This window comes from Halobaculum sp. EA56 (genome assembly GCF_051195075.1).
Lineage (GTDB): Archaea > Halobacteriota > Halobacteria > Halobacteriales > Haloferacaceae > Halobaculum.
The window spans coordinates 1-19,711 of sequence record NZ_JBNTJX010000002.1; the positions used below are offsets into that span (position 1 = coordinate 1).

General features: G+C 59.0%; 15 protein-coding genes, 1 pseudogene and 2 CRISPR repeat arrays. Of the genes and pseudogenes, 6 read left to right on the top strand and 10 right to left on the bottom strand.

What is annotated here, in order from left to right; translation table 11 throughout:
* Positions 1-42 precede the first annotated feature (42 nt).
* The 9 genes from ACQUQ1_RS03135 to cas6 all read right to left on the bottom strand — a co-directional run bounded on the left by ACQUQ1_RS03135 (position 43) and on the right by cas6 (position 10,484).
* Positions 43-360 (bottom strand): hypothetical protein, encoded by a 318-nt coding sequence (locus ACQUQ1_RS03135; RefSeq protein ID WP_435062811.1) that lies wholly within the window; start codon positions 358-360, stop codon positions 43-45.
* A 472-nt stretch (positions 361-832) separates the two neighbouring features.
* Positions 833-1,653: direct repeats of the CRISPR family, unit length 37 nt; unit sequence GTTTCAATCCCTGAGTGGGTTTGTCCCTCGTCGCGAC.
* A gap of 116 nt (positions 1,654-1,769) precedes the next feature.
* Positions 1,770-2,042, bottom strand: coding sequence for a CRISPR-associated endonuclease Cas2 (cas2, locus tag ACQUQ1_RS03140; RefSeq protein ID WP_435062812.1), 273 nt, complete (start codon positions 2,040-2,042; stop codon positions 1,770-1,772).
* On the bottom strand, positions 2,039-3,034 hold the full coding sequence (cas1, locus tag ACQUQ1_RS03145) for a CRISPR-associated endonuclease Cas1 (protein WP_435062813.1): 996 nt from the start codon (positions 3,032-3,034) through the stop codon (positions 2,039-2,041). The genes cas2 and cas1 overlap by 4 nt, the downstream gene beginning before the upstream one ends.
* Positions 3,031-3,621 carry a CRISPR-associated protein Cas4 gene (cas4, locus tag ACQUQ1_RS03150; RefSeq protein ID WP_435062814.1) on the bottom strand — a complete coding sequence of 197 codons (591 nt, stop codon included), beginning with the start codon at positions 3,619-3,621 and terminating at the stop codon, positions 3,031-3,033. The genes cas1 and cas4 overlap by 4 nt, the downstream gene beginning before the upstream one ends.
* Complete coding sequence (gene cas3 / locus ACQUQ1_RS03155; RefSeq protein WP_435062815.1) at positions 3,618-5,507, bottom strand: type I-D CRISPR-associated helicase Cas3'; 1,890 nt, start codon at positions 5,505-5,507, stop codon at positions 3,618-3,620. Before cas3 ends, cas4 begins: the two co-directional genes overlap by 4 nt.
* The gene (locus ACQUQ1_RS03160; RefSeq protein ID WP_435062816.1) at positions 5,504-6,220 is read right to left on the bottom strand and encodes a hypothetical protein; all 717 of its coding nucleotides are present in this window, start codon (positions 6,218-6,220) and stop codon (positions 5,504-5,506) included. The genes cas3 and ACQUQ1_RS03160 overlap by 4 nt, the downstream gene beginning before the upstream one ends.
* Positions 6,213-7,154, bottom strand: coding sequence for a type I-D CRISPR-associated protein Cas7/Csc2 (gene cas7d / locus ACQUQ1_RS03165; RefSeq protein WP_435062817.1), 942 nt, complete (start codon positions 7,152-7,154; stop codon positions 6,213-6,215). Before cas7d ends, ACQUQ1_RS03160 begins: the two co-directional genes overlap by 8 nt.
* 19 nt (positions 7,155-7,173) lie before the next feature.
* The gene (locus ACQUQ1_RS03170; protein ID WP_435062818.1) at positions 7,174-9,639 is read right to left on the bottom strand and encodes a hypothetical protein; all 2,466 of its coding nucleotides are present in this window, start codon (positions 9,637-9,639) and stop codon (positions 7,174-7,176) included.
* Positions 9,636-10,484, bottom strand: coding sequence for a CRISPR system precrRNA processing endoribonuclease RAMP protein Cas6 (gene cas6, locus ACQUQ1_RS03175; RefSeq protein WP_435062819.1), 849 nt, complete (start codon positions 10,482-10,484; stop codon positions 9,636-9,638). Before cas6 ends, ACQUQ1_RS03170 begins: the two co-directional genes overlap by 4 nt.
* A gap of 176 nt (positions 10,485-10,660) precedes the next feature.
* On the opposite strand from cas6, the gene csa3 reads away from it, so the two are divergent.
* From csa3 to ACQUQ1_RS03200, 5 genes and pseudogenes are all read left to right on the top strand, one after another.
* Positions 10,661-11,302, top strand: a complete 642-nt coding sequence (csa3, locus tag ACQUQ1_RS03180) for a CRISPR-associated CARF protein Csa3 (protein WP_435062820.1) — start codon at positions 10,661-10,663, stop codon at positions 11,300-11,302.
* A 108-nt stretch (positions 11,303-11,410) separates the two neighbouring features.
* Positions 11,411-14,355: direct repeats of the CRISPR family, unit length 37 nt; unit sequence GTCGCGACGAGGGAGAAACCCAGTACGGGATTGAAAC.
* Between the two features lie 46 nt (positions 14,356-14,401).
* Positions 14,402-14,656 (top strand): annotated as a pseudogene (locus ACQUQ1_RS03185) (zinc ribbon domain-containing protein); the annotation flags it as partial.
* Positions 14,657-14,817: 161 nt separating this feature from the next.
* Positions 14,818-15,570: a hypothetical protein gene (locus ACQUQ1_RS03190; protein WP_435062821.1), complete on the top strand. Its 753-nt coding sequence runs from the start codon at positions 14,818-14,820 to the stop codon at positions 15,568-15,570.
* Positions 15,571-15,572: 2 nt separating this feature from the next.
* Positions 15,573-15,887 carry a hypothetical protein gene (locus tag ACQUQ1_RS03195; protein WP_435062822.1) on the top strand — a complete coding sequence of 105 codons (315 nt, stop codon included), beginning with the start codon at positions 15,573-15,575 and terminating at the stop codon, positions 15,885-15,887.
* A 7-nt stretch (positions 15,888-15,894) separates the two neighbouring features.
* Positions 15,895-18,111 carry a type B DNA-directed DNA polymerase gene (locus tag ACQUQ1_RS03200; protein ID WP_435062823.1) on the top strand — a complete coding sequence of 739 codons (2,217 nt, stop codon included), beginning with the start codon at positions 15,895-15,897 and terminating at the stop codon, positions 18,109-18,111.
* A 278-nt stretch (positions 18,112-18,389) separates the two neighbouring features.
* On the opposite strand, the gene ACQUQ1_RS03205 is transcribed toward ACQUQ1_RS03200, so the two are convergent.
* A complete protein-coding gene (locus ACQUQ1_RS03205; protein WP_435062824.1) occupies positions 18,390-19,058 on the bottom strand; it encodes a DUF6735 family protein in 669 nt (222 codons plus the stop codon).
* A gap of 269 nt (positions 19,059-19,327) precedes the next feature.
* Between ACQUQ1_RS03205 and ACQUQ1_RS03210 the strand changes: the two genes are divergently transcribed.
* Positions 19,328-19,699 carry a hypothetical protein gene (locus ACQUQ1_RS03210; RefSeq protein ID WP_435062825.1) on the top strand — a complete coding sequence of 124 codons (372 nt, stop codon included), beginning with the start codon at positions 19,328-19,330 and terminating at the stop codon, positions 19,697-19,699.
* Positions 19,700-19,711 lie beyond the last annotated feature (12 nt).

A 19,711-nucleotide genomic window follows, 5' to 3' on the forward strand; every position in this document is an offset into this window, starting at 1 on the left:
AAACCCGTGGTTAGCGTCTCTGTTGTCGGATTCATCCCCGCGCTAAAGCACGGAGCTTTCTCCTCGATTCTCCGTAATCACGAGGAGGTCTTCACCGAGAATTCTCGGCTGTTCGATCACCCACTCTTGGAGGTCCCGTCGCTCGAGGATATCGAGCTCAGCGAGGTTTCTCGGCTTCACCTCCTCGAGTTCCTGTTCGGCCTCGTCGACGCTGAATATCACACCTGTTATCTCTATGACTGTTGTATAATCTCTTTCTGTGCCCACCCTCCAGTTGAAGCTCTCGACTAATCTTCTGGAGATCTCCTGGGTGGTTCTTTGATTACTGCTGACACCAGGAGACCCCATTTCACCCGTCACGACCGGCGAGCGCGAGCGGGTTCTGCTCGACGTAGCCGTTTCAATGTCGTTCTGGATTTTCTCTCTCGTCGCGATACCCCGACGCGGTCGTCCGCCTCGACGAGCGCTAAGTTTTAATCCCTCAGTGGATTTCTCCCTCGTCGCGACGGTCGACGTCTTCCCCGTCTGGGTCGCCCTTAGGTGGTTTCAATCCCTGAGTGGGTTTCTCCCTCGTCGCGACGACAGCGGATGGCCCGAGCGACCTGGACGCGAACCGTTTCAATCCCTGAGTGGGTTTCTCCCTCGTCGCGACCACTCGCGAGGACGTCTCGAACACGGTCGACGAGTTTCAATCCCTGAGTGGGTTTCTCCCTCGTCGCGACCCGCCCTCACGCCGGAGCCGGCGGTGTTGCTCCTCCCAGTTTCAATCCCTGAGTGGGTTCTCCCTCGTCGCGACCGGACGATACGGTAGTGAGCAGTTCATAGCCGTCCCGTTTCAATCCCTGAGTGGGTTTCTCCCTCGTCGCGACTCGGCTACCTTCCGAGCGTCTTCGACAACCTCTCCTAAGTTTCAATCCCTGAGTGGGTTTGTCCCTCGTCGCGACACGACAGGTGTCGCGTATCGACGACCTCGACAAGTTTCAATCCCTGAGTGGGTTTGTCCCTCGTCGCGACGCTACTACCGTAGGGGGGCCTGGGGACCGGGTGGCCGTTTCAATCCCTGAGTGGGTTTGTCCCTCGTCGCGACGCAGCGTGAGCACGCGAGCATGACCGAGACCGAGTTTCAATCCCTGAGTGGGTTTGTCCCTCGTCGCGACATTAAGGACATATTCGAGTGGACACAAAACGAACGAGTTTCAATCCCTGAGTGGGTTTGTCCCTCGTCGCGACATTCAACCATGACATGAAAGACTCCATCCTCAGAGTTTCAATCCCTGAGTGGGTTTGTCCCTCGTCGCGACCGGAGCAACCTCGAAGCGGACACGCGCCACGTGTTTCAATCCCTGAGTGGGTTTGTCCCTCGTCGCGACCGGAGCAACCTCGAAGCGGACACGCGCCACGTGTTTCAATCCCTGAGTGGGTTTGTCCCTCGTCGCGACCGGAGCAACCTCGAAGCGGACACGCGCCACGTGTTTCAATCCCTGAGTGGGTTTGTCCCTCGTCGCGACGCCGAAGTCGAGGGTTTTTGAGCCCGTCGACAGCGAGTTTCAATCCCTGAGTGGGTTTGTCCCTCGTCGCGACGGGCGTGATCTTCGTCTCGCCGCGGCGGTGGTACAGTTTCAATCCCTGAGTGGGTTTGTCCCTCGTCGCGACAGGGGGTAATATACGCCGGAAAGATTCTATAGTTTGTGCTCAACCGGCAATTCGGCAGTCGATCTTCGTGGACCCCCACCGTACACAGACGACAAAAAGGTCCACGAAGCCCGATCTCAGATCACGTTTGACTGCTCATCCGGTGGCTCCGACCCGATGTCCGTGATGTCGTCAAGACATGACTCACACAGCCGGTAGATCCGGACTCGATCACCGTCGCTCTCGTCGATCCGGTCGGCCAGTTCGTCCTCTAACTCTACCCGCTCAGCCTTCGTCACATCCACCTCGAAGACGCTATACTGTCGCCACGCGCCGTATCGTTCGAGCGTCCGATACACCCGGCGCCGGTTAGCGTCGTCGCTGACATCGTAGGTGACCGCGAGTCTCACCGTGACACCTCCAGCGCGTGATACTCGTCGAGTTCACCGGTGATCGCTTTCCGGAGGAGGATCGACTGCTGGTGGATTGCCTTCCGACGAGTCACCTCGTATCCGAAATAGGGGTGGGTCAGCGTCTCCTCCATGTAGTCGTCGAACTTGTCGAGGTACGTCCGGAAGGCATCGTCCTGCAGCCGGTTATCGTCCCGGAAGTCGTCGTGGGTGAACGTCCCGCGGTTCACCACCCGGGTGACGAACGCGTCACAGAACAGGGGACGGAACTCCTCCTGCAGGTCAAGCGCCAGCGACGGTCGGCCGTGCCGGTCCGCGTGTAACACTCCGAGGAATGGATCGAGGTTGTAACTCCGGAGTCCCGTGAGTACCTCGTTTTTCATCATCACGTACGTCAGCGACAGCAGCGAGTTGATATGGTCTTCCGGCGGACGCTTGCTTCGCGTTTCGAATGTCCACCCGTCGACGAGCGTCTCGTCGAGTCGGGCGAAATACCGCTCGGCAGCCTCGCCCTCGATCCCTCTGAGGTCGTCCTTCGAGTCGGCGTGACCGACGCGTTCACTTAGATCCCGGAGCACGTCCGTACCGGTGACACCCTTCCGAGAGAGGAGCGTCCGCGCGTTTCGGATCTTCGCGCGGATCATCGCCTTTGCGATGTCGAGTTCGACCGCGTCCTCGAGCGCATACTGGGCACGGCGAACCTCTGCGATCGTGTTCCGTTCTGGAACGAAACTCCCGCGATACTTCCCGCGCTGGGTGAAATAGTTCAGCACGATTCCGTGTTCGTTCGCTTCAGCAACGAATGGCGTCGAGAAATTCACGCCCCCGAAGACGTTGATCGTTTCGACTTTCGCCGTCGGGAACGTCCCGAGATCACCTTCGTCGCCGTCGACATCGTGGACGACGATCTGGCCGCCATCGACGCGGACCTGTGTTCCTTGAGTCGTGACGTACACGACCGAGTCGAGGAACATTCCATCGCTGGCTTTCATAGTTCGGCCTCCCATTCCTCGCTTGGTACTCGGTCGGGTTCGAGGATGAGTGTCTCTTGGGGCATGCAGTATGAACGAGTCGAACATCCCTCGCACTTCCGTGGGTTCTCCGTGATCGGTGGGACCTCATCCGCGTCCATTGCTCGCATCGCGGCTATCCGCTCCCTCACTGCTTCCCGCAGCTCATCGGTGATCCTGATGTGCATCCGCTGGTCTGTCTCATAGAGATAGATCGCTCCTTCTCTGACCGGTTCGTTGAGATGCGCTTCCAGCAGCAGACAGTAGCCGGCCAGTTGAAGCTCATCGCTCTTGTAGTAGTCGCCGCTTTGGGCACGCTTGCGCTCAATCGGAATCGGCTTGCCGTTCAGTTCAAGCACGTCGATCTTTCCTTTCAACCCGAGGTCTTCGTCCTCAAGGTAGAGTTCGTTCAGCCACCCACCCCGGGTAGATTGTGAATCGTGCATCAATTGTCCCTCGGTTCGTTCGTAGTTTCGCCCCTGTGTATCGAAGAAGCGGAGATACCAGTATCGCCGGGGACAGTACACGAACTGATTCAGATCGGAGACATTGAGTAGTTCGTCGGTCATATCCGTCGACGCTCTACCCTAACTGACGGTGGGCCACCACCGTCGGAATCGACGTAGATTTTGTGCTGACCGTGACGGATTTCCACCGGCTGGACGACCTCTGGTAAGTCGACGACTTCGTAAAAGCGATTCATCAAACCATCGTCAATATCTGCATCTTCAAGGGATGATTCGGCGATTTCTGGGCGGATCCACGATTCGAACGTTTCTCTGATTTCGCGATTCGGCCCACTGTAGTCGAGCGGACGGTTTTCGTACCCTGGGAATCGCGCCGAAATCATGACTGGTTGACCATTCTCACGACGCGAAACGACGATCGTCTCGTCGTTTGCTATCTCGTCGATATCGTAATAGCGGAGTGTCGTGAGTAGGTCATACGTGGTTAATGCGTGTCGATCCCCTCTTGGGTAGCGAACGTTAACCGGCAACGAACGGCCGCGGAGGCCCCGAAACGCCTCGAAGCAGTGTTCAGTGAATCCGAGGAGCTTGTGAGTCACACTGTTGTTCGTGATCGGATGGCCGAACTCACCGACGCCGTCGACCGCACTCGTCACGCTCCGAACGAACGCCGCCCACTTGTCATACTCCGTGACGGATTCGAAGTCTTCTCTGAGCTCTTCGTTGAACCACTCCGAACCCTTCATTCGAGTGTGGATTGCGTATGCCGCTCGAAGCCCAACGAGCGCTCGTAGCACCGCGTGATCCTGTGCAGTACTTCGTCCTCTCCCAAGCCCCTCATAGATCGTCTCAACGAACGACGGGTAGTCGAGTCGATCCGGCCACGACATCTGCTTCAACCCATATACATGCACTACCGCCTCGTGCTGGCGGCCCGCGCGTCCGAACCGCTGGATAAACGAACTCGGGGTTGCCGGTGTCTCCATGAACAGTGTCCGGATGTCGTAATTGAGGCCGACTTCTCCCTTGCTTGTTGTGTTTAGGATGAAGAACGTCTCGTCCTCCAGCTGAGCGTCCGGGTCGTTTGTGTCGAACCCGTTATCTTTCGCAGTGTGTTCGAAAACATCCGGGAACTCCACTTGCAAGTACGTGTGAAAGTCGTTGCTTGCAGCGACGCTATTGAATACAAGCGCGACCTGAGGTTCCGACGTCTCTTCCGCCTCAGTAATGAGTTCTCGGAGACGTGTTGCGACCGCCTCCCGGTGGTCATTTATCGCAGCTTCCTCATGACGGGTGACGGTAACGTCCTGTCGGAATCTGTCACCATCGTCGTCATATTTCACAGAGAGGTCCCGGGTCGGAACAGAGAGTTCCTCGTCGATGAACGAGACGAACGATTCATCCGGGGTTGCCGACGCAAGGAGTACGTCCATTCTAGGACGCCGATCGAGGAAAATCTGAATCTGAAGCAGAAGTCCGCTTGCAGCGAGGTCCCCGTAGAAGTGAAATTCGTCGTAGATCACTGCATCGAATCTATCGAAGAACTGCATCGGTTTCGTTGCTCCCCGATACATGTCTTGAATGATCGCCTGCAGGATGTCCGGGTTCGTGACGACGATGTCGTGGCCAGCAAAGCGATCCGTGAGTTGGAGGAGGTTTTCTACCCGCTCGTCCCCGTGCCCAGACAACGAATCGGCGCTGAGCCGTGCGATATCAACGCCTTTCTTGTCAAACCGCTCTGCCTGTTGGTTGAGTAGCGCGTTCGTTGGGTAGACGACGAGTGTAAGCCCGTTTTGTTCGATCACTTCATGGAAGGTCGCAGTTTTTCCGGCACCAGTCGGCGCTCGAAGGATACCTACAGGCTCAGAGTCGGAGGCGCGAGCCCACTCGGCCGTCCGATTTTGGAACGCGCGAGCATACTCGAATCCACGGCGTTCGAAGCCTTCACTCGCCGGTTCTGTTGCCAGCGAAGCGCCCTCAACGATCATCTCGCCCCCTCTGGCAATACCTCCGGTAGGATCTGTTCACGAACGTACTCCGGATCCGCACCGACGAAATGTTGGAGTCGTGGGTCGTTCCCCCGGCGGAACGACTCACTCCGTTCCAACAGCTCGGTGAGTCGGTCGCTTGGAACGTCGTACACCTCGCTTAGCAGATACTTGTTCAGCACCAACTGATCGAGGCTAGTTTTCTGCGCACGGAACTCCCCGGTCTGTTTGATCCCCATTCGGAAGGCGGGCTGGTGGGGGAGGGGCCTTGCGCTCCAGACCGTGAATTCGAACGTTGATCCCGGTGCGAGCCCCTGATAGTTCCGGATTGTCTGCCATGCAGCGCCTGAACGTTCGAGGATCTCGGGTACGGACTTCTTCCCGGTTACTCGCTTTGCAACCTCTGGATCATTGGTCGTGAAGTGTCGTTCCGACCGGTAGTCAGTGCTCCGGAAGGTTCGCTCACTTGCGTCCACAGCGAGAGGCCGCATGTCGGTCACAAATACAGGGAGGTCTCGGAGGTGGTCGTACGACGGCTCGGTCGCTTCCGACCCTGTGAGCGCATACCGCTTTTCAAGCCCGAAGTAGCGATAGCCGAGGGCGTGCATGAGCGCAGTAGCCGATAGCATCGGCTCCGTCCGGATCGAGCGCCCCTCAGCGCTCGAATAGAACAGAGGGGCATACAGGCGAGCTTCGTAGGTCTGCTCAATCATCCTCCCCGAAGACGGTCATCGCAGCGTCAGTAAGGTCACGGAACTCAGCGGCAAGCACCTCGTCGGCATCGTCCGCCTCACGGGAGGCAACTGCCTGCATCCGTTCGTACCAGTCCGGGAACGACTCGGCCCCTTCAATCTCGCCGTACACTTCCCAATCGGAGCGGCGCACGTCCTCAATATACGTGCCGATACTGTCGCTCAGATCGTCGTCCTCGTTGTGGTACTCCATCAGAAGCTCGCCGGTCGACAGCGAAGTGTCATGCTCGCCGAGTACGATGCCGAGCACAGAGTTGCGGACGTTCCGTCCCGTTCGCGTCTCTCGGGCTCCGTATCGACCAGTATTCAAAAGGTTGTGAAGTGTGTACAGCAGCATCGGGCCTGTCGCTGCTTCCAACGTGATGAAATGTACGAGTGAGTTTCCTGGCTGTACCTTCACATAATCGAACAGGGCTTCGGACTGTTCGCCCTCTTCGTTACGCATCGTCCCGGACTCATACACCGCGTTCCGGGTCTCCTTGTTCATCAGGTCGTACTCGTCGGTCGTGTAGGTGTAGCCCTCAATAACCCGCGACTTGATCGCGAAATCCTGATCTCCGGTACCGGCGAGGCCGTACGTGAGTGTGCCGACGTTCACCGATTCTAAAAGGTCAGCCGGTTCGTTGTACGTATACGCCTCGTCCACGAGATCGCCGTCGAGTCCCCGAAGCAGGTCAAGTCCAGTTAGTCGTTCTTTGCTGGTGAATTTCTCGCCGTTAACCTGTGCGTGTAGTCGGTCACCGAACTCCTGCGTCTCGGCACGGTCGTTGCTGGAGTTGCGAAAGAGGGTCGGTTCGGTGATTTCCCGTTTGACGACGAGCGTAATGCTCGGCTTCTGCGTGCGGTAGATCTCGAACGAGTCGACGAGGCCGGTTTCAGGGTACGTGAGTGTCATTGGTTTTGTGAGGGGGTGATCAGTCGGCAGACTGTTCGGTTACTTCTGTCTCGTTTGGCTCGTAGTCGTACACCACCTGCTCGAAGGCGTACAGATACGAGTTGACGAGAGCGTTCTCCCAGTCGGAAAGCTTCTTGAGCGTGTACAGGTTGTTCTCCTCGAGATACGCTCGGAGCGCGTTCACGAACGCTTCAGCCTGTTCAGGTGTGGCATAGCCGGCGTAGTCTTCCCTGTCAGCTGCAGCGTACACTTGCGCTTCGACGTAGTCGAGGAGATCCTCCTCTGTCATTCGCTGGCTTTTCCCGCTGAGGAACGCGTCTATCGCCTCGCGGAAGATTTTCGTCTTCTTGTACTTGCTGTCGAACTGTTTGCCGAACAGGTCGATCCCCCGTTCGGCGACGGTTTGCATGTCCATGTATTGGTGGTGGTGGTATGTCTCAAGGTACGACTCCAGTTCACGGAGTCGTGACGGCTCGTCCACGTTCCGGACGACGAAATCGCTCAGCGAGTGGAACGTGTCTCGATCCAACTGGAGGTATGGATTACTCATCCCGGACTCGAAGCCGACCGTCGCGATGATCTTGTGCAACGCGAGCGCCCGGCGCAGGTGTGACTCCGATCCTTCCTCCCGGTCGACGAACGACGGGAGTGGACCGAATCGTGCCGCTTCATCGAGCCCGAGGACCTCTTGTTCTCGAATGGCTTCCTCATCGACGAACGCCTTCTCGGTGGGGTTGAACTGCGCGAACGGTCGACCGAGAACGACTTTCATCCCGACATCCTGTGCGCGTTGCATCAGTTGCCGGACGACGACCATCCGTTCGTTCTTTTCACCCATTGCCGGATGGCTCCCGAAACGGAACGGCTGGATGTAGTACTGCGGGGAGGTCAGGTTCTTCTGAACGCTTGTGTCTCCCAGATCTAGTGTTTCATCTTGCTCGAAACCAAGCATCTCCCCACCGAACAGATGAAGATCACCGAGGAACTCATCGAAGTAATAGTACGCGACGCCGACGCTCGCGTTCAGGTTTACACCCGCTCGATCACAGTGATCGGCGAGAAGCGCGTACTCGAGGTTGCACACCTCACAGATTGATTTGTACTTTTCGTGCGGTGGGACCCGTCGAGAGAACTCCTGGGTCCGGTATATTGCGGACAGTCCTTTTTGATACTGGGTTTCGGCAGGTGAACCACAGAGGAAGCACATCTCCTCTTTCGAGGGGAGATATGTCGATTCAGCCGCATCGAAGAAGTGATCGATGGCCGTCGCGATCGCGTCCGTCTCGGGTTCCAGATCTGCATAGAGGTCTGAACGGACCGCCGCCGCGAGCTCTTCGAGAAATTCTCGGTATTCATCGAATTTCCGTACGAGGTGAGCGATGAAGTGGATCTTCACCTTCTGTGGACCCTGCTCCTCGTAAATATCATCATATGCTGCCTGTACATCAGGGTCACTGAAGTCTGATTGACCGTCGATGTAGACCGCCTTTGCGAGTACCCCAAAGTATTGGTCGAACTCTTCGGGGATCCGTTCGAATCCTTCCACGCCTGCCGTCCCGGCGCCGAGGAGCTCTCTGAACTCCTCAGCGATGAGTTTCTCTTTTTGCTCCGGATCGAGAGCGAACTCTGCGAGGATGTCGTAATCGAAGGAGTTCCAGTTCAGTTTGCAAGAGAACGAATAGCTCTCGACGAGCATCTCCTTCAAATGGTCCCGGACTCGGACCTGTAGTGTTTCCCGGTCCGCTTCATTTCCGAGATACAGGACACGGCTTGGCGTACTACCGATGACTACGCCGTACTCTGTACCCCCGTCCTCACCGGTAATCACTTCTTTCGTTCGACTGACTAGTTCGTTGTTGAGCACTGGCTGCTCAACAGCGTTCAGCCTCACAAGGTGAATATCGTCATCGTCGACCTTCTTTGCGAGCGTTTCGTATCCTCCTTCGATCCCTTCACGAAGGATCACAGAAGCGACCTGATCACCGAGTCGACAGTAACGGTCGAGTCCGACGAACTCTGTGTCGGTCCCGCGCGTTTCTCGACTGTCTTCGGTCAGTTCGGTTCGCTGGACGAGGTACAGCAGGTCATCACGATATCCCTCACCGAGGAATTCTTCCACTCCGAAGTCGTCCCCACGTTCGAAGTACGTCTCGAAGGCTTCTCGCGTGTTTCCGTCGACTTCGACTCCATACGCTTCTCTGACGTACTTATTCGTGTCGTGGAGCACGAGGGCGGCTGCGAGAACCTCAAGTTCTTCTTCGAGCTCCATAATATCGCGGCCACCGTCGACTGCGGTATAGACGAACGCATTGACGCCGATCGTCATCGCATTAAGCAGGTGGGCGGCCAGGGAAGTCGTCTCCTCGGGCTCCGTTTTCGCATCGTACTCGCCGGCTGCATCAAGCACGTTCTCAATGAGTGGCGTACCGACGAGATACTCGTGAGCGTACTGCGCAGCGCCGGCAGGTGTTTCTCGATCTGTCACGATTGGACCCCCACCTCAACGGTTCCACAACCGCGCGCGACAGAACTCCCCACACCAGAGTACTCGCTGAACTGGGCGAGCGCTGTCACGGCGTTCCGCGTGGCCTCACTGGCGTCTTTGAATTTGTACGTGCACGTTCCGGTGAATCCCTGTGCGAAGATCGGCGAGCCGTCTTCGCCACGATTCACAAGGATACTGTGCGTTTCATACGCCTTCGCGTCGGGTTTCTCGATGAGGTTCCCCTCGAAGTCCGCACGGGTCATTCCCAGTTCTAATTCGTCGCTGCATTCCTCCGGGATCGTCGCGTTCCATTTGCGCAACAGCGACTGAAACACCGCTCCTCGGTGGGGAAACATCGTCGTGATTTCACCCGACTCGTTGATACAGGTCGGCGTCCGAAACCGTACCTCGATCTCGAACGTCTCTGGTCGGTCGTCGACGGTCGCGGCTGCGTCTGCAAGCAGCTCCCTGTGGGTGACGTTGCTGCTCGCAAAGCCACGAATTCGCATCGATCCCTCCGAGAGGTCGAGCGAGTCGCCACTGAACACGAACGCGTCCGCGAGTGCTTCGAAGACACTCTGGTCGGCCGGGTCGGTTACACCGAGCGAAAGCTGATACTCTTCGCTGGGGTCCACCTGCTTGTGGAATTTCCGGTCGGATCCCCGGAACGACCCAAGCAGGCCGCTGTTGTGAAGACTTCCGAGCTGTGAGTCGTGGATGCGCCTGCTCACGTCCGAAGCAACTTCATCGACGGCGCTCAACAGTGCTCCGTACACCTGATACCCATCCGCACTTGGAATCGCGAACGAGTCGGTCGGCTGGAGCGTCAATTCGACCTGCCGCATCGCCACCTCCGTTCGCCGAGTCGTTGTCCATCCTGCTGCACGTCTTCACACTGCAAGTTGGTATCACTTGAAATTTATTCACGTTATGATATATATGCAGGAACCTGCGATCGGTTACAAACATCTGCGGAATCCTGCGACAATACCGTTTAGGCGCAGGTGTACCTCTTCGGAGTATGCGCACGTACGTCTCGACGATCGGGTACTACGACACGCGGGTCGTCAGGCCGGTACTCGGACACGGGTTGAACGAAGGAGATGTCGTCGTGTTGCTCCGTCCGTACAACGATGACGAGGATGGGGACAGCGCGGTCGCAGACGTGAAACAGATCTTTTCGGAACTCGGGCCAGAGGTAGAGGTTATTGTCGAGCCGATCACGTACGACGAGTTTCAGACAGCGGTTCTGGAGTGTGTCGACGTGCTCACGGCGGCTGAGGGAGAAACAATCGTGAATTTCGGTGGCGGCCCGCGAGAGATCTTTCTCGCGTTTTCGATCGCCGCGCTCGTCGCAGACGAGAGGATCGACACAGTTCTCCAGTTCACCGACATTGATGAAGAAGTCAGGGAATTGCGATTGCCGAAGCTAATGGTTTCACCCCCAGCGAAGACGCACAAGACGCTGCGGACCGTCGCAGATCTCGGTGGAGAGTCGACACTCCCAGCAGTGGCTGAACGGAGCGACCAATCACGAAGTACCGTTGGTCGCCACCTCGACGAACTCGAAGCTGCCGGAGCGGTTCAAACCAAAAAACAGGGCAAAACGAGACAGATTACACTGACACTCGGCGGACGACTTCGGCTGCTCCAGCTCAACTGATTCGTGGACCCTCTTGAATGACGTGTATAGGGGGGGTCCACGATCCGCGCGTCCGTTCTCGCAGATCGTGCGTAAGCTATAGGCCCTCTGCGCGGAATATCACCCCCTGTCGCGACGAGGGAGAAACCCAGTACGGGATTGAAACTAAGCGACGGATCGACCAAGAGCTACAGCATCGAGTCGCGACGAGGGAGAAACCCAGTACGGGATTGAAACGGCGACCTGCTCCCGCAGGCGGCCCGCTCCGGCCCGGTCGCGACGAGGGAGAAACCCAGTACGGGATTGAAACAGCAGGCGTACGACGGGTCCGACGACGACTCGAAGAGTCGCGACGAGGGAGAAACCCAGTACGGGATTGAAACCGTTCCCGCGGTACAACGAGAGCCACTCGGCGCTCGGTCGCGACGAGGGAGAAACCCAGTACGGGATTGAAACTGAGTAGACGAGCCCGACCTGCATTTCCGGCGCGTCCGGTCGCGACGAGGGAGAAACCCAGTACGGGATTGAAACCAGGACTCGAACGTGCAGCGGACCTCACCGCCGTGTCGCGACGAGGGAGAAACCCAGTACGGGATTGAAACACGCCGGCGAGCCACCCGAGCGGGTCGGTGGCCTGGTCGCGACGAGGGAGAAACCCAGTACGGGATTGAAACAAGTCGAAGTCCCAGCTGACGGTCGATCCGGCGTTGGTCGCGACGAGGGAGAAACCCAGTACGGGATTGAAACCCTAACCGCCTAACCTATCACGGTCACGACAAAGGTCGCGACGAGGGAGAAACCCAGTACGGGATTGAAACTTTCAGGACATGGACACCGGGCCGGCGCGGATCGCGTGTCGCGACGAGGGAGAAACCCAGTACGGGATTGAAACCCAGTCAGCCCGGTCGTCGGGGAACTCAGCATCGACGGTCGCGACGAGGGAGAAACCCAGTACGGGATTGAAACACACTTGCGAAAGTCGCTCCGGACGCCGTGGACGAGGTCGCGACGAGGGAGAAACCCAGTACGGGATTGAAACCGGAAGTCGCCACGGTCCTCAAAGTCGGGGTTCGGGTCGCGACGAGGGAGAAACCCAGTACGGGATTGAAACGCCGCGTGACGACCTTGACGGGTGGGATGAAGACAATTGTCGCGACGAGGGAGAAACCCAGTACGGGATTGAAACATTGCCTCTTTTAGTGCATCCATCTTGCTGTTTTGGGTCGCGACGAGGGAGAAACCCAGTACGGGATTGAAACGTGTCCGTCGCGGGCGGGACAATCTCGACATTTTCGGTCGCGACGAGGGAGAAACCCAGTACGGGATTGAAACGACGTGGTTCTCCACAACGGCGCTTGTGCCAAACGTCGCGACGAGGGAGAAACCCAGTACGGGATTGAAACATGTAATGTCTAAATGGACTCGCGTGCGTGGGAGTTTGTCGCGACGAGGGAGAAACCCAGTACGGGATTGAAACTACGACTCGGTTGACAAGGACCGCGACGAGAACATTGTCGCGACGAGGGAGAAACCCAGTACGGGATTGAAACTCACTCCGGCGACTTAGTGTTATCGGCGGCGTACACGTCGCGACGAGGGAGAAACCCAGTACGGGATTGAAACAGGATGAGGGAAATCCGGCGGAGATGAGCAAGTCGGGTCGCGACGAGGGAGAAACCCAGTACGGGATTGAAACGTCAATGCTCTCGCACCGTTTGACCTTCCGCGCGTGTCGCGACGAGGGAGAAACCCAGTACGGGATTGAAACGAGCTGCCAGTACGCCTGCCCGGGCCCGAGCATGTCGTCGCGACGAGGGAGAAACCCAGTACGGGATTGAAACGAGCTGCCAGTACGCCTGCCCGGGCCCGAGCATGTCGTCGCGACGAGGGAGAAACCCAGTACGGGATTGAAACGAGCTGCCAGTACGCCTGCCCGGGCCCGAGCATGTCGTCGCGACGAGGGAGAAACCCAGTACGGGATTGAAACAGGGAGGCCCCGTAACGGCCGAACACGTCATGATAGTCGCGACGAGGGAGAAACCCAGTACGGGATTGAAACAGGACGTGTGGATCAGGAGTTCGCCACTTCGGAATTGTCGCGACGAGGGAGAAACCCAGTACGGGATTGAAACGCGTGAGTTGTTCCGATCGAGCTGCCATACTCGATCGTCGCGACGAGGGAGAAACCCAGTACGGGATTGAAACAAAGCGTTCTCGTCGAACTTGAACACCGAGGCGTCGCGACGAGGGAGAAACCCAGTACGGGATTGAAACTTCTCCGGCCGGAACGCCACACCAGACAACCCACGGGTCGCGACGAGGGAGAAACCCAGTACGGGATTGAAACATAGCTAATGGGCGCACTCGACGGATTCACGTCGTGTCGCGACGAGGGAGAAACCCAGTACGGGATTGAAACCTGTCGGTGCTGTCGCACGGCCGTCACAGCGGCCTCACGTCGCGACGAGGGAGAAACCCAGTACGGGATTGAAACGGACATTCTCGGAGACGCGGGCGAGGAGATCGCCGCGTCGCGACGAGGGAGAAACCCAGTACGGGATTGAAACCGTAGGCACCATTTGGCAGGCCACGAGAGCTGACCCGTCGCGACGAGGGAGAAACCCAGTACGGGATTGAAACGCGGAACGGCCTCCGACTCAGACTTCGTCCGTGTCAGGTCGCGACGAGGGAGAAACCCAGTACGGGATTGAAACCTCGACGGTCGTCATGCCGAGGGGTCCCCCGAGACCGTCGCGACGAGGGAGAAACCCAGTACGGGATTGAAACGCAGTCCCATCAACGTCGACGACGTCGGCGCACGTCGCGACGAGGGAGAAACCCAGTACGGGATTGAAACAGTATCGGGAACGGTGAGCATTGGACGGCCGAATAGTCGCGACGAGGGAGAAACCCAGTACGGGATTGAAACGAGGATGAGTAGTGTCAAGGAACCGGCGGCGGACGGGTCGCGACGAGGGAGAAACCCAGTACGGGATTGAAACTGGCGGTCGCCGGCGACCGTGCGCGACGGCTGGCTGTCGCGACGAGGGAGAAACCCAGTACGGGATTGAAACATTGGCAGCGGGTCCCGCATGCGCATATCGACGCCGCGACGAGGGTGAACGCGACGGGACGTATTTTGTCGCGGTAGACGCGATAGGAACGACGAAAGAGTGCGCGGCGTACCGTGTCTCGACAGACAAGCCACTGTGAGTCCGCGAACACTCGAGCCCGTCGTGTGGCTTCACCGCCGACAAGGATTGGAACGCGGCATGGAGCATTCTTTCTCGTGGCATCAAGCGGTTAGGAGCGGGACGCTCCGAATCAACGCCTGTGGAGACTGCGCTCTCTCCGAGCGGTTTCAGTTTCACCTGATAGATGACATGGGGCGGTCGTAGGTTCTCACTCTCAAACCGACAAACTGCGGGGAGAGACACAGACACTCACTCGCCAGAACACCTCCTCTTGAGATCACTTTCAGTTTCACCGAGCACGGACGGCTCGCGTCTTTATGTCCAGTGTCCGTTCTCATGTGTATGCTCCAGGACTGCTTACACGAGGGGGTCGAACTCCCGACGCTTCACCCGGGCGTGACGCTGCTCGATATCGACTCGTCGCTCGGCGTCGAGCCCCTGTGTGCGGTCGTCCTCGACCACTTGATCGGCGACTCCGGTCGCGCCTTCTGGGTCGACGCCGGCGGACACGTGCGAACGCGAACCCTCCACCGGCTCGCACCGCACCCACGGTATCTCGACCGGATCACCGCTGCACGAGGATTCACTGCGTATCAACACGCATCGCTGCTCGACCGGCTTCCACGGGTCGTCTCCGACGCAGCCGTCGACAGGACCCCACCCGCGCTCGTCGTCGTCCCCGCGATTGACCGGCTGTACCGCGAGGACGACATTCCGCGCGAGCAATCCAAGGACCTGCTCGTCCGCCGGCTTGCGACGCTGGCGGGGATCGCTCGCCAGCGTGATATCCCGGTGGTACTCACGCGGTCACGCGAGGACGACCTGAGCGCTCCAGTCGAAGCCGCAGCACACGAGACACTTTCGTGTACCGCGACAACGTTCGGGCCACGGTTCACCGACCAAGAAGGGACCGACGAGACGCTCGTCTACCACGTGGGCGACGGCTGGATGCAGACGACGCTCGCGTTCTGGCGAGAGATACTCGAACACCGCGCTCAGGTCGCCGGTGCTCCCGTCGACGACGGCGAGCAGACGATCTCCGTTGACGAGCCCACAGCACGAGTGTCCTCGCCCGTAACACCTGAGGGGTGGTGACTGTGGGTCGAACGAACCCCACCTTCCGCGATATCCTCGCTCGGATGGAAGACGAGTGGGGTGACTTTCGCCGGGAACTCCGACGCCGTCATCAACCGCTGTTCGACCGACTGTGGACGTACGCACGTGAGCACGCGGACGCTGCGAGCCAACTCAATCACCCTGACCGCCTCGCGCCCATGCTCGTGAGCATCGCCATCGAGCAGGAGGACCGCATCGACGAACTCGAACAGCGGGTCGACGAACTCGAAGCCGCTCGAGACGATTCGACGACCGACGGGCCCGACCGGGACGCACACCTCCGGAGGGACGAGTAACGACGCGATGGTGCTCACACTCGATTTCGACGACGACTGCGTGACCGAGTGGCGACTGGCTCGGGACAGCGTCGAGCGAACCGAAGTCGACGACTACCACCCAACCATGTACGTGGGTGCCCCTGTCTCGGAACTGTACGGTCTCGACGGCGGCCAGACGCCGAAACCACAGATACCGGATCGAGGGGCGCTCACCGAGTCCCTTCGGAGCCTCCGGGCGTTTCTGGAGGGACAGGCGGCGGTAGAGGACGCAGGAGTGGATGTGTGGAGACAGACGTTTCGATCGAGCGCCCGGCCCGTCCTTCGCGTCGACTGTCGAGGTATCGAGGACGTTCGTTCGATCGCCCGTCGGATCCACCAGTTCGGCGAGCCGGACGAACACACTTGCTACGACGTCGATCTCACTCGACAACTCCGCTACACCCTAGAAACTGAGACCGACCCTGTCCCCGATACCTCGAGTCGGGATCTCCGGACCCTCGAGATACAATTCCCTGCCCACGAAACTGGACTCGACTCCCTCCCTCAGCTTCAGGTGGGTGGCGAGTCGGTCGGGTCATCTCCCCGTGAGGTCGCGGAGGCGGTCTCACACCGGATTTCATCTGTCGACCCGGACGTTCTCGTCGTCGACACGGCACGGGTTGTGCCGCTGCTGTTCGAGGCGGCCGCGGAGTTCGGGTTGGAGCCGTACGCGCTCGGTCGCGAACCGGGGTACACCCAGTTGGCTTCGGAGTCGACGTACACCAGTTACGGGCAGGTCGGCCACTCACCTGCGCGCTACACCGTCCCCGGACGGGTGGTGCTCGACCGCTCGAACACGTTCTTCTACACGGAATCGGGGCTCGATGGGTGTCTCGACCTCGTCGAGCGAGCCGGGTTGCCCCTAGAGGAACTCTCGTGGGCGTCGATCGGACGCGTGCTGACCGCGATGCAGATCCGCGAAGCGCGCTCGCGAGGGGTGCTCGTTCCGTGGCGACCGTGGCGTCCCGAGTTCTTCCGGTCGGCAACGACGCTCGATACCGCTGACCGCGGCGGGACGACGCTCGCACCGGAGGTCGGTGTCCACGAGGACGTCCACGAACTCGACTTCTCCTCGATGTACCCGAACATCATCCGGACGCGCAACATCTCTCCCGAGACCGTCCGGTGCGGGTGTTGTGAGAACACACGCGTTCCAAACGTGGGGTATTCGATCTGCGAACGCGATGGCTACCTCCCCGATGTCCTCGGGCCGCTCATCGACGGCCGAAGCGAGATCAAACGTCGAATCCGCGAGACGGACGACCCCGACGAGCTCGCGACCCTGGAGGCACGGTCGTCGGCGATCAAGTGGATCCTCGTCTCGTGTTTCGGGTACCAAGGCTTCTCGAACGCGAAGTTCGGCCGGATCGAGTGCCACGAATCGATCAACGCGTTCGCTCGTGAGATCCTTCTCGACGCGAAGGACGCGCTGGAAGCGGGAGGGTGGCGCGTCCTCCACGGGATCGTCGATTCGATCTGGGTGACGCCGGCGCCGACCGTCGCCGATGCCGACCGTCGAGACCTCGAGCAGATCGCTCACGAAGTAAGCGAGAACACCGGGATCGAGTTGGAGTACGAGGCCGAGTTCGACTGGGTTGCGTTCTGCCCCCGGCGAAACGGCGATGGTGGAGCACTCACTCGGTACTTCGGTCGCCGCAGTGGGGTGCCGTACCCCGAAGAGGGTCTCGGTGACGCGGTGAAGACTCGTGGTATCGAGGCACGGCAGGACGATACCCCAACGTGGGTCGTCCGGTTGCAAGAGGAACTGATCCGGACGCTCGACCGCACGCACGATGCGGAGGCGACCTGTGACGTGCTCGCAGAGTGGATCGAGCGACTGGAGGGTGGGGACGTCTCTCCGAGGGATCTCCTTATCTCTCAGCGCGTCTCGAAGCGGGTAGAGCAGTATCGCCACGAGACGGTGACGGTCGCGGCGCTGAAACGGGCGAAGTGGAAAGACTGCGCGCTTGCGCCCGGCCAGCGCGTCGAGTACCTCGTCGTCGACGACGACGCGCGGGGACTCGGCCGTGTTCGCCTGGCACACGAGTCGCTCGACTCGTACGATACGGAGTGGTATCGTGCGCAGGCGATCCGGGCGGCAGAGAGCGTGCTCTCGCCGCTCGGGTGGGACCGAGAGCGAATCCGTGAGCGGTTGGAGGGAACGACCGCGCGAACCCTAGCGAGGTACAATGCACCGGAGTGATTCGATACGTGTACTCGCGTTGCCTCCGGCCACCGCGGTGGGAGCGTTCCAAGTGACCCACACGGGTAGTCCCTCCATGGACGAACAGACGACCGAACGACCCGATCCTCACAGAATTCGATGAGCTACTATAACGACAGTTCGTGGACGCAATGCCCGAAGTGCGGCGAAAAACAGAAAGTCTCCTCGGGGTGGGTTACCTGCCGGGAGTGCGGTGAATCCTTTCACGCATGAGACGCCGCCGGATCATCTCGATATACTCCGGTCCGTAGCTTCAGTTAGTTCGTTCTGTAGCGAGGGGTCGCGCTGTAGTGCGATGGATACCACCGGCTCTCGTCCGTGTCTGCCCGTCGAACGTACGTCTCCGCGTCAGTATGTCGCTTCCCGAGAAGGCGCTCGACGAGGAACGTCGTCGCTTGCACCTCGCTGAACACGTCCCGGTCGATCAGTTCCGCGGTCACCTCCTTCGCACCCGCAAACCACCCTCGGAGGGACCCGTCTCCGACCGGTTCGCCGTCGTACCACCGAACCGTACAGATCACGCCGTGGCCGTGTGACGGACTCTCCTCGACCGAGGTTGCCTCCGTGTGGAACCCCAACCAGAACGTCCGAAACGCCGTGACCTGGAACTCTCTCGTCACGATGTAGAACGCCTCGTGCATGTGGAAATCGAGGTGGTCGGCGAGTGCCTCTTCGATAGTGACTCCGACTGCAGTCGGTTCGAGACGAACCTCGGTCTGCTTGTGTCGGTGTTCCTCGGGGATGTACGTCGAAGCGGCCGTTCCGAGTTCCTCGTAGATCTCTCTGCTGCCGTCGTACTCCTCACCGAACGGTGTCGCTTCGGTGATTCGATGTTTCAGCCTGAGGTTGCAGCCGCCCCAGTGGGTGTAGTGCAGGTTGTACGTGTCGTCGGGTCGCTCGTAGGCGACGAGTGCTCGATGTCCCATCTGTCTGTGTGAGGCGAGATGAGTCGCCCCGCACCCGTCAGGGGGCAATAAAACGCTCACGAAGCCTCAGTTCTCGAGACCGCATACGGCAAAGAGCTCACCGCGCTCACCTTCGTATCAGATGAATACGGTACTAGGCCTCAGTTCACACTCGTTGAACTCTCACATGACATGAGGTATGCAAATATCCCCTCGAGTCGAACAACCGGATTCCTATCTGAGGTACACCAGCGATAGTGATAATACCGAAGCTACCGGAGACAAATATAATGGATCAAGAAGAATACCTCATCTGGGAAGTCGAAGAAGGAACGTTGTCAAGGGACGAAGCAGGGGCGATCATTGAGTCTCTCGCTGACCAAGTAGCGTCGGAGACCGAGGAGGAGATCGAGTACAGAGAAGTCCGCCCGCTGACAGGCCCCGAGACAGTCGTCATTTCATTCGTTGTCGGCGTAGCAAGCAAAGTAGCTGCACAAGCGATCTACGATGCACTCACCGACGCACCAGAAACACACTCCGTTCGTGTGAGCGACGGTCTCTCCGTCACGCACACCGGATCCGGAGATATCAATCTGACAGTTTCTGATGCAGAGATCGGAATCGCGGACGATCAGACGGATGATGAACTACGGGAAGAGTAACTGTCCGGGGCC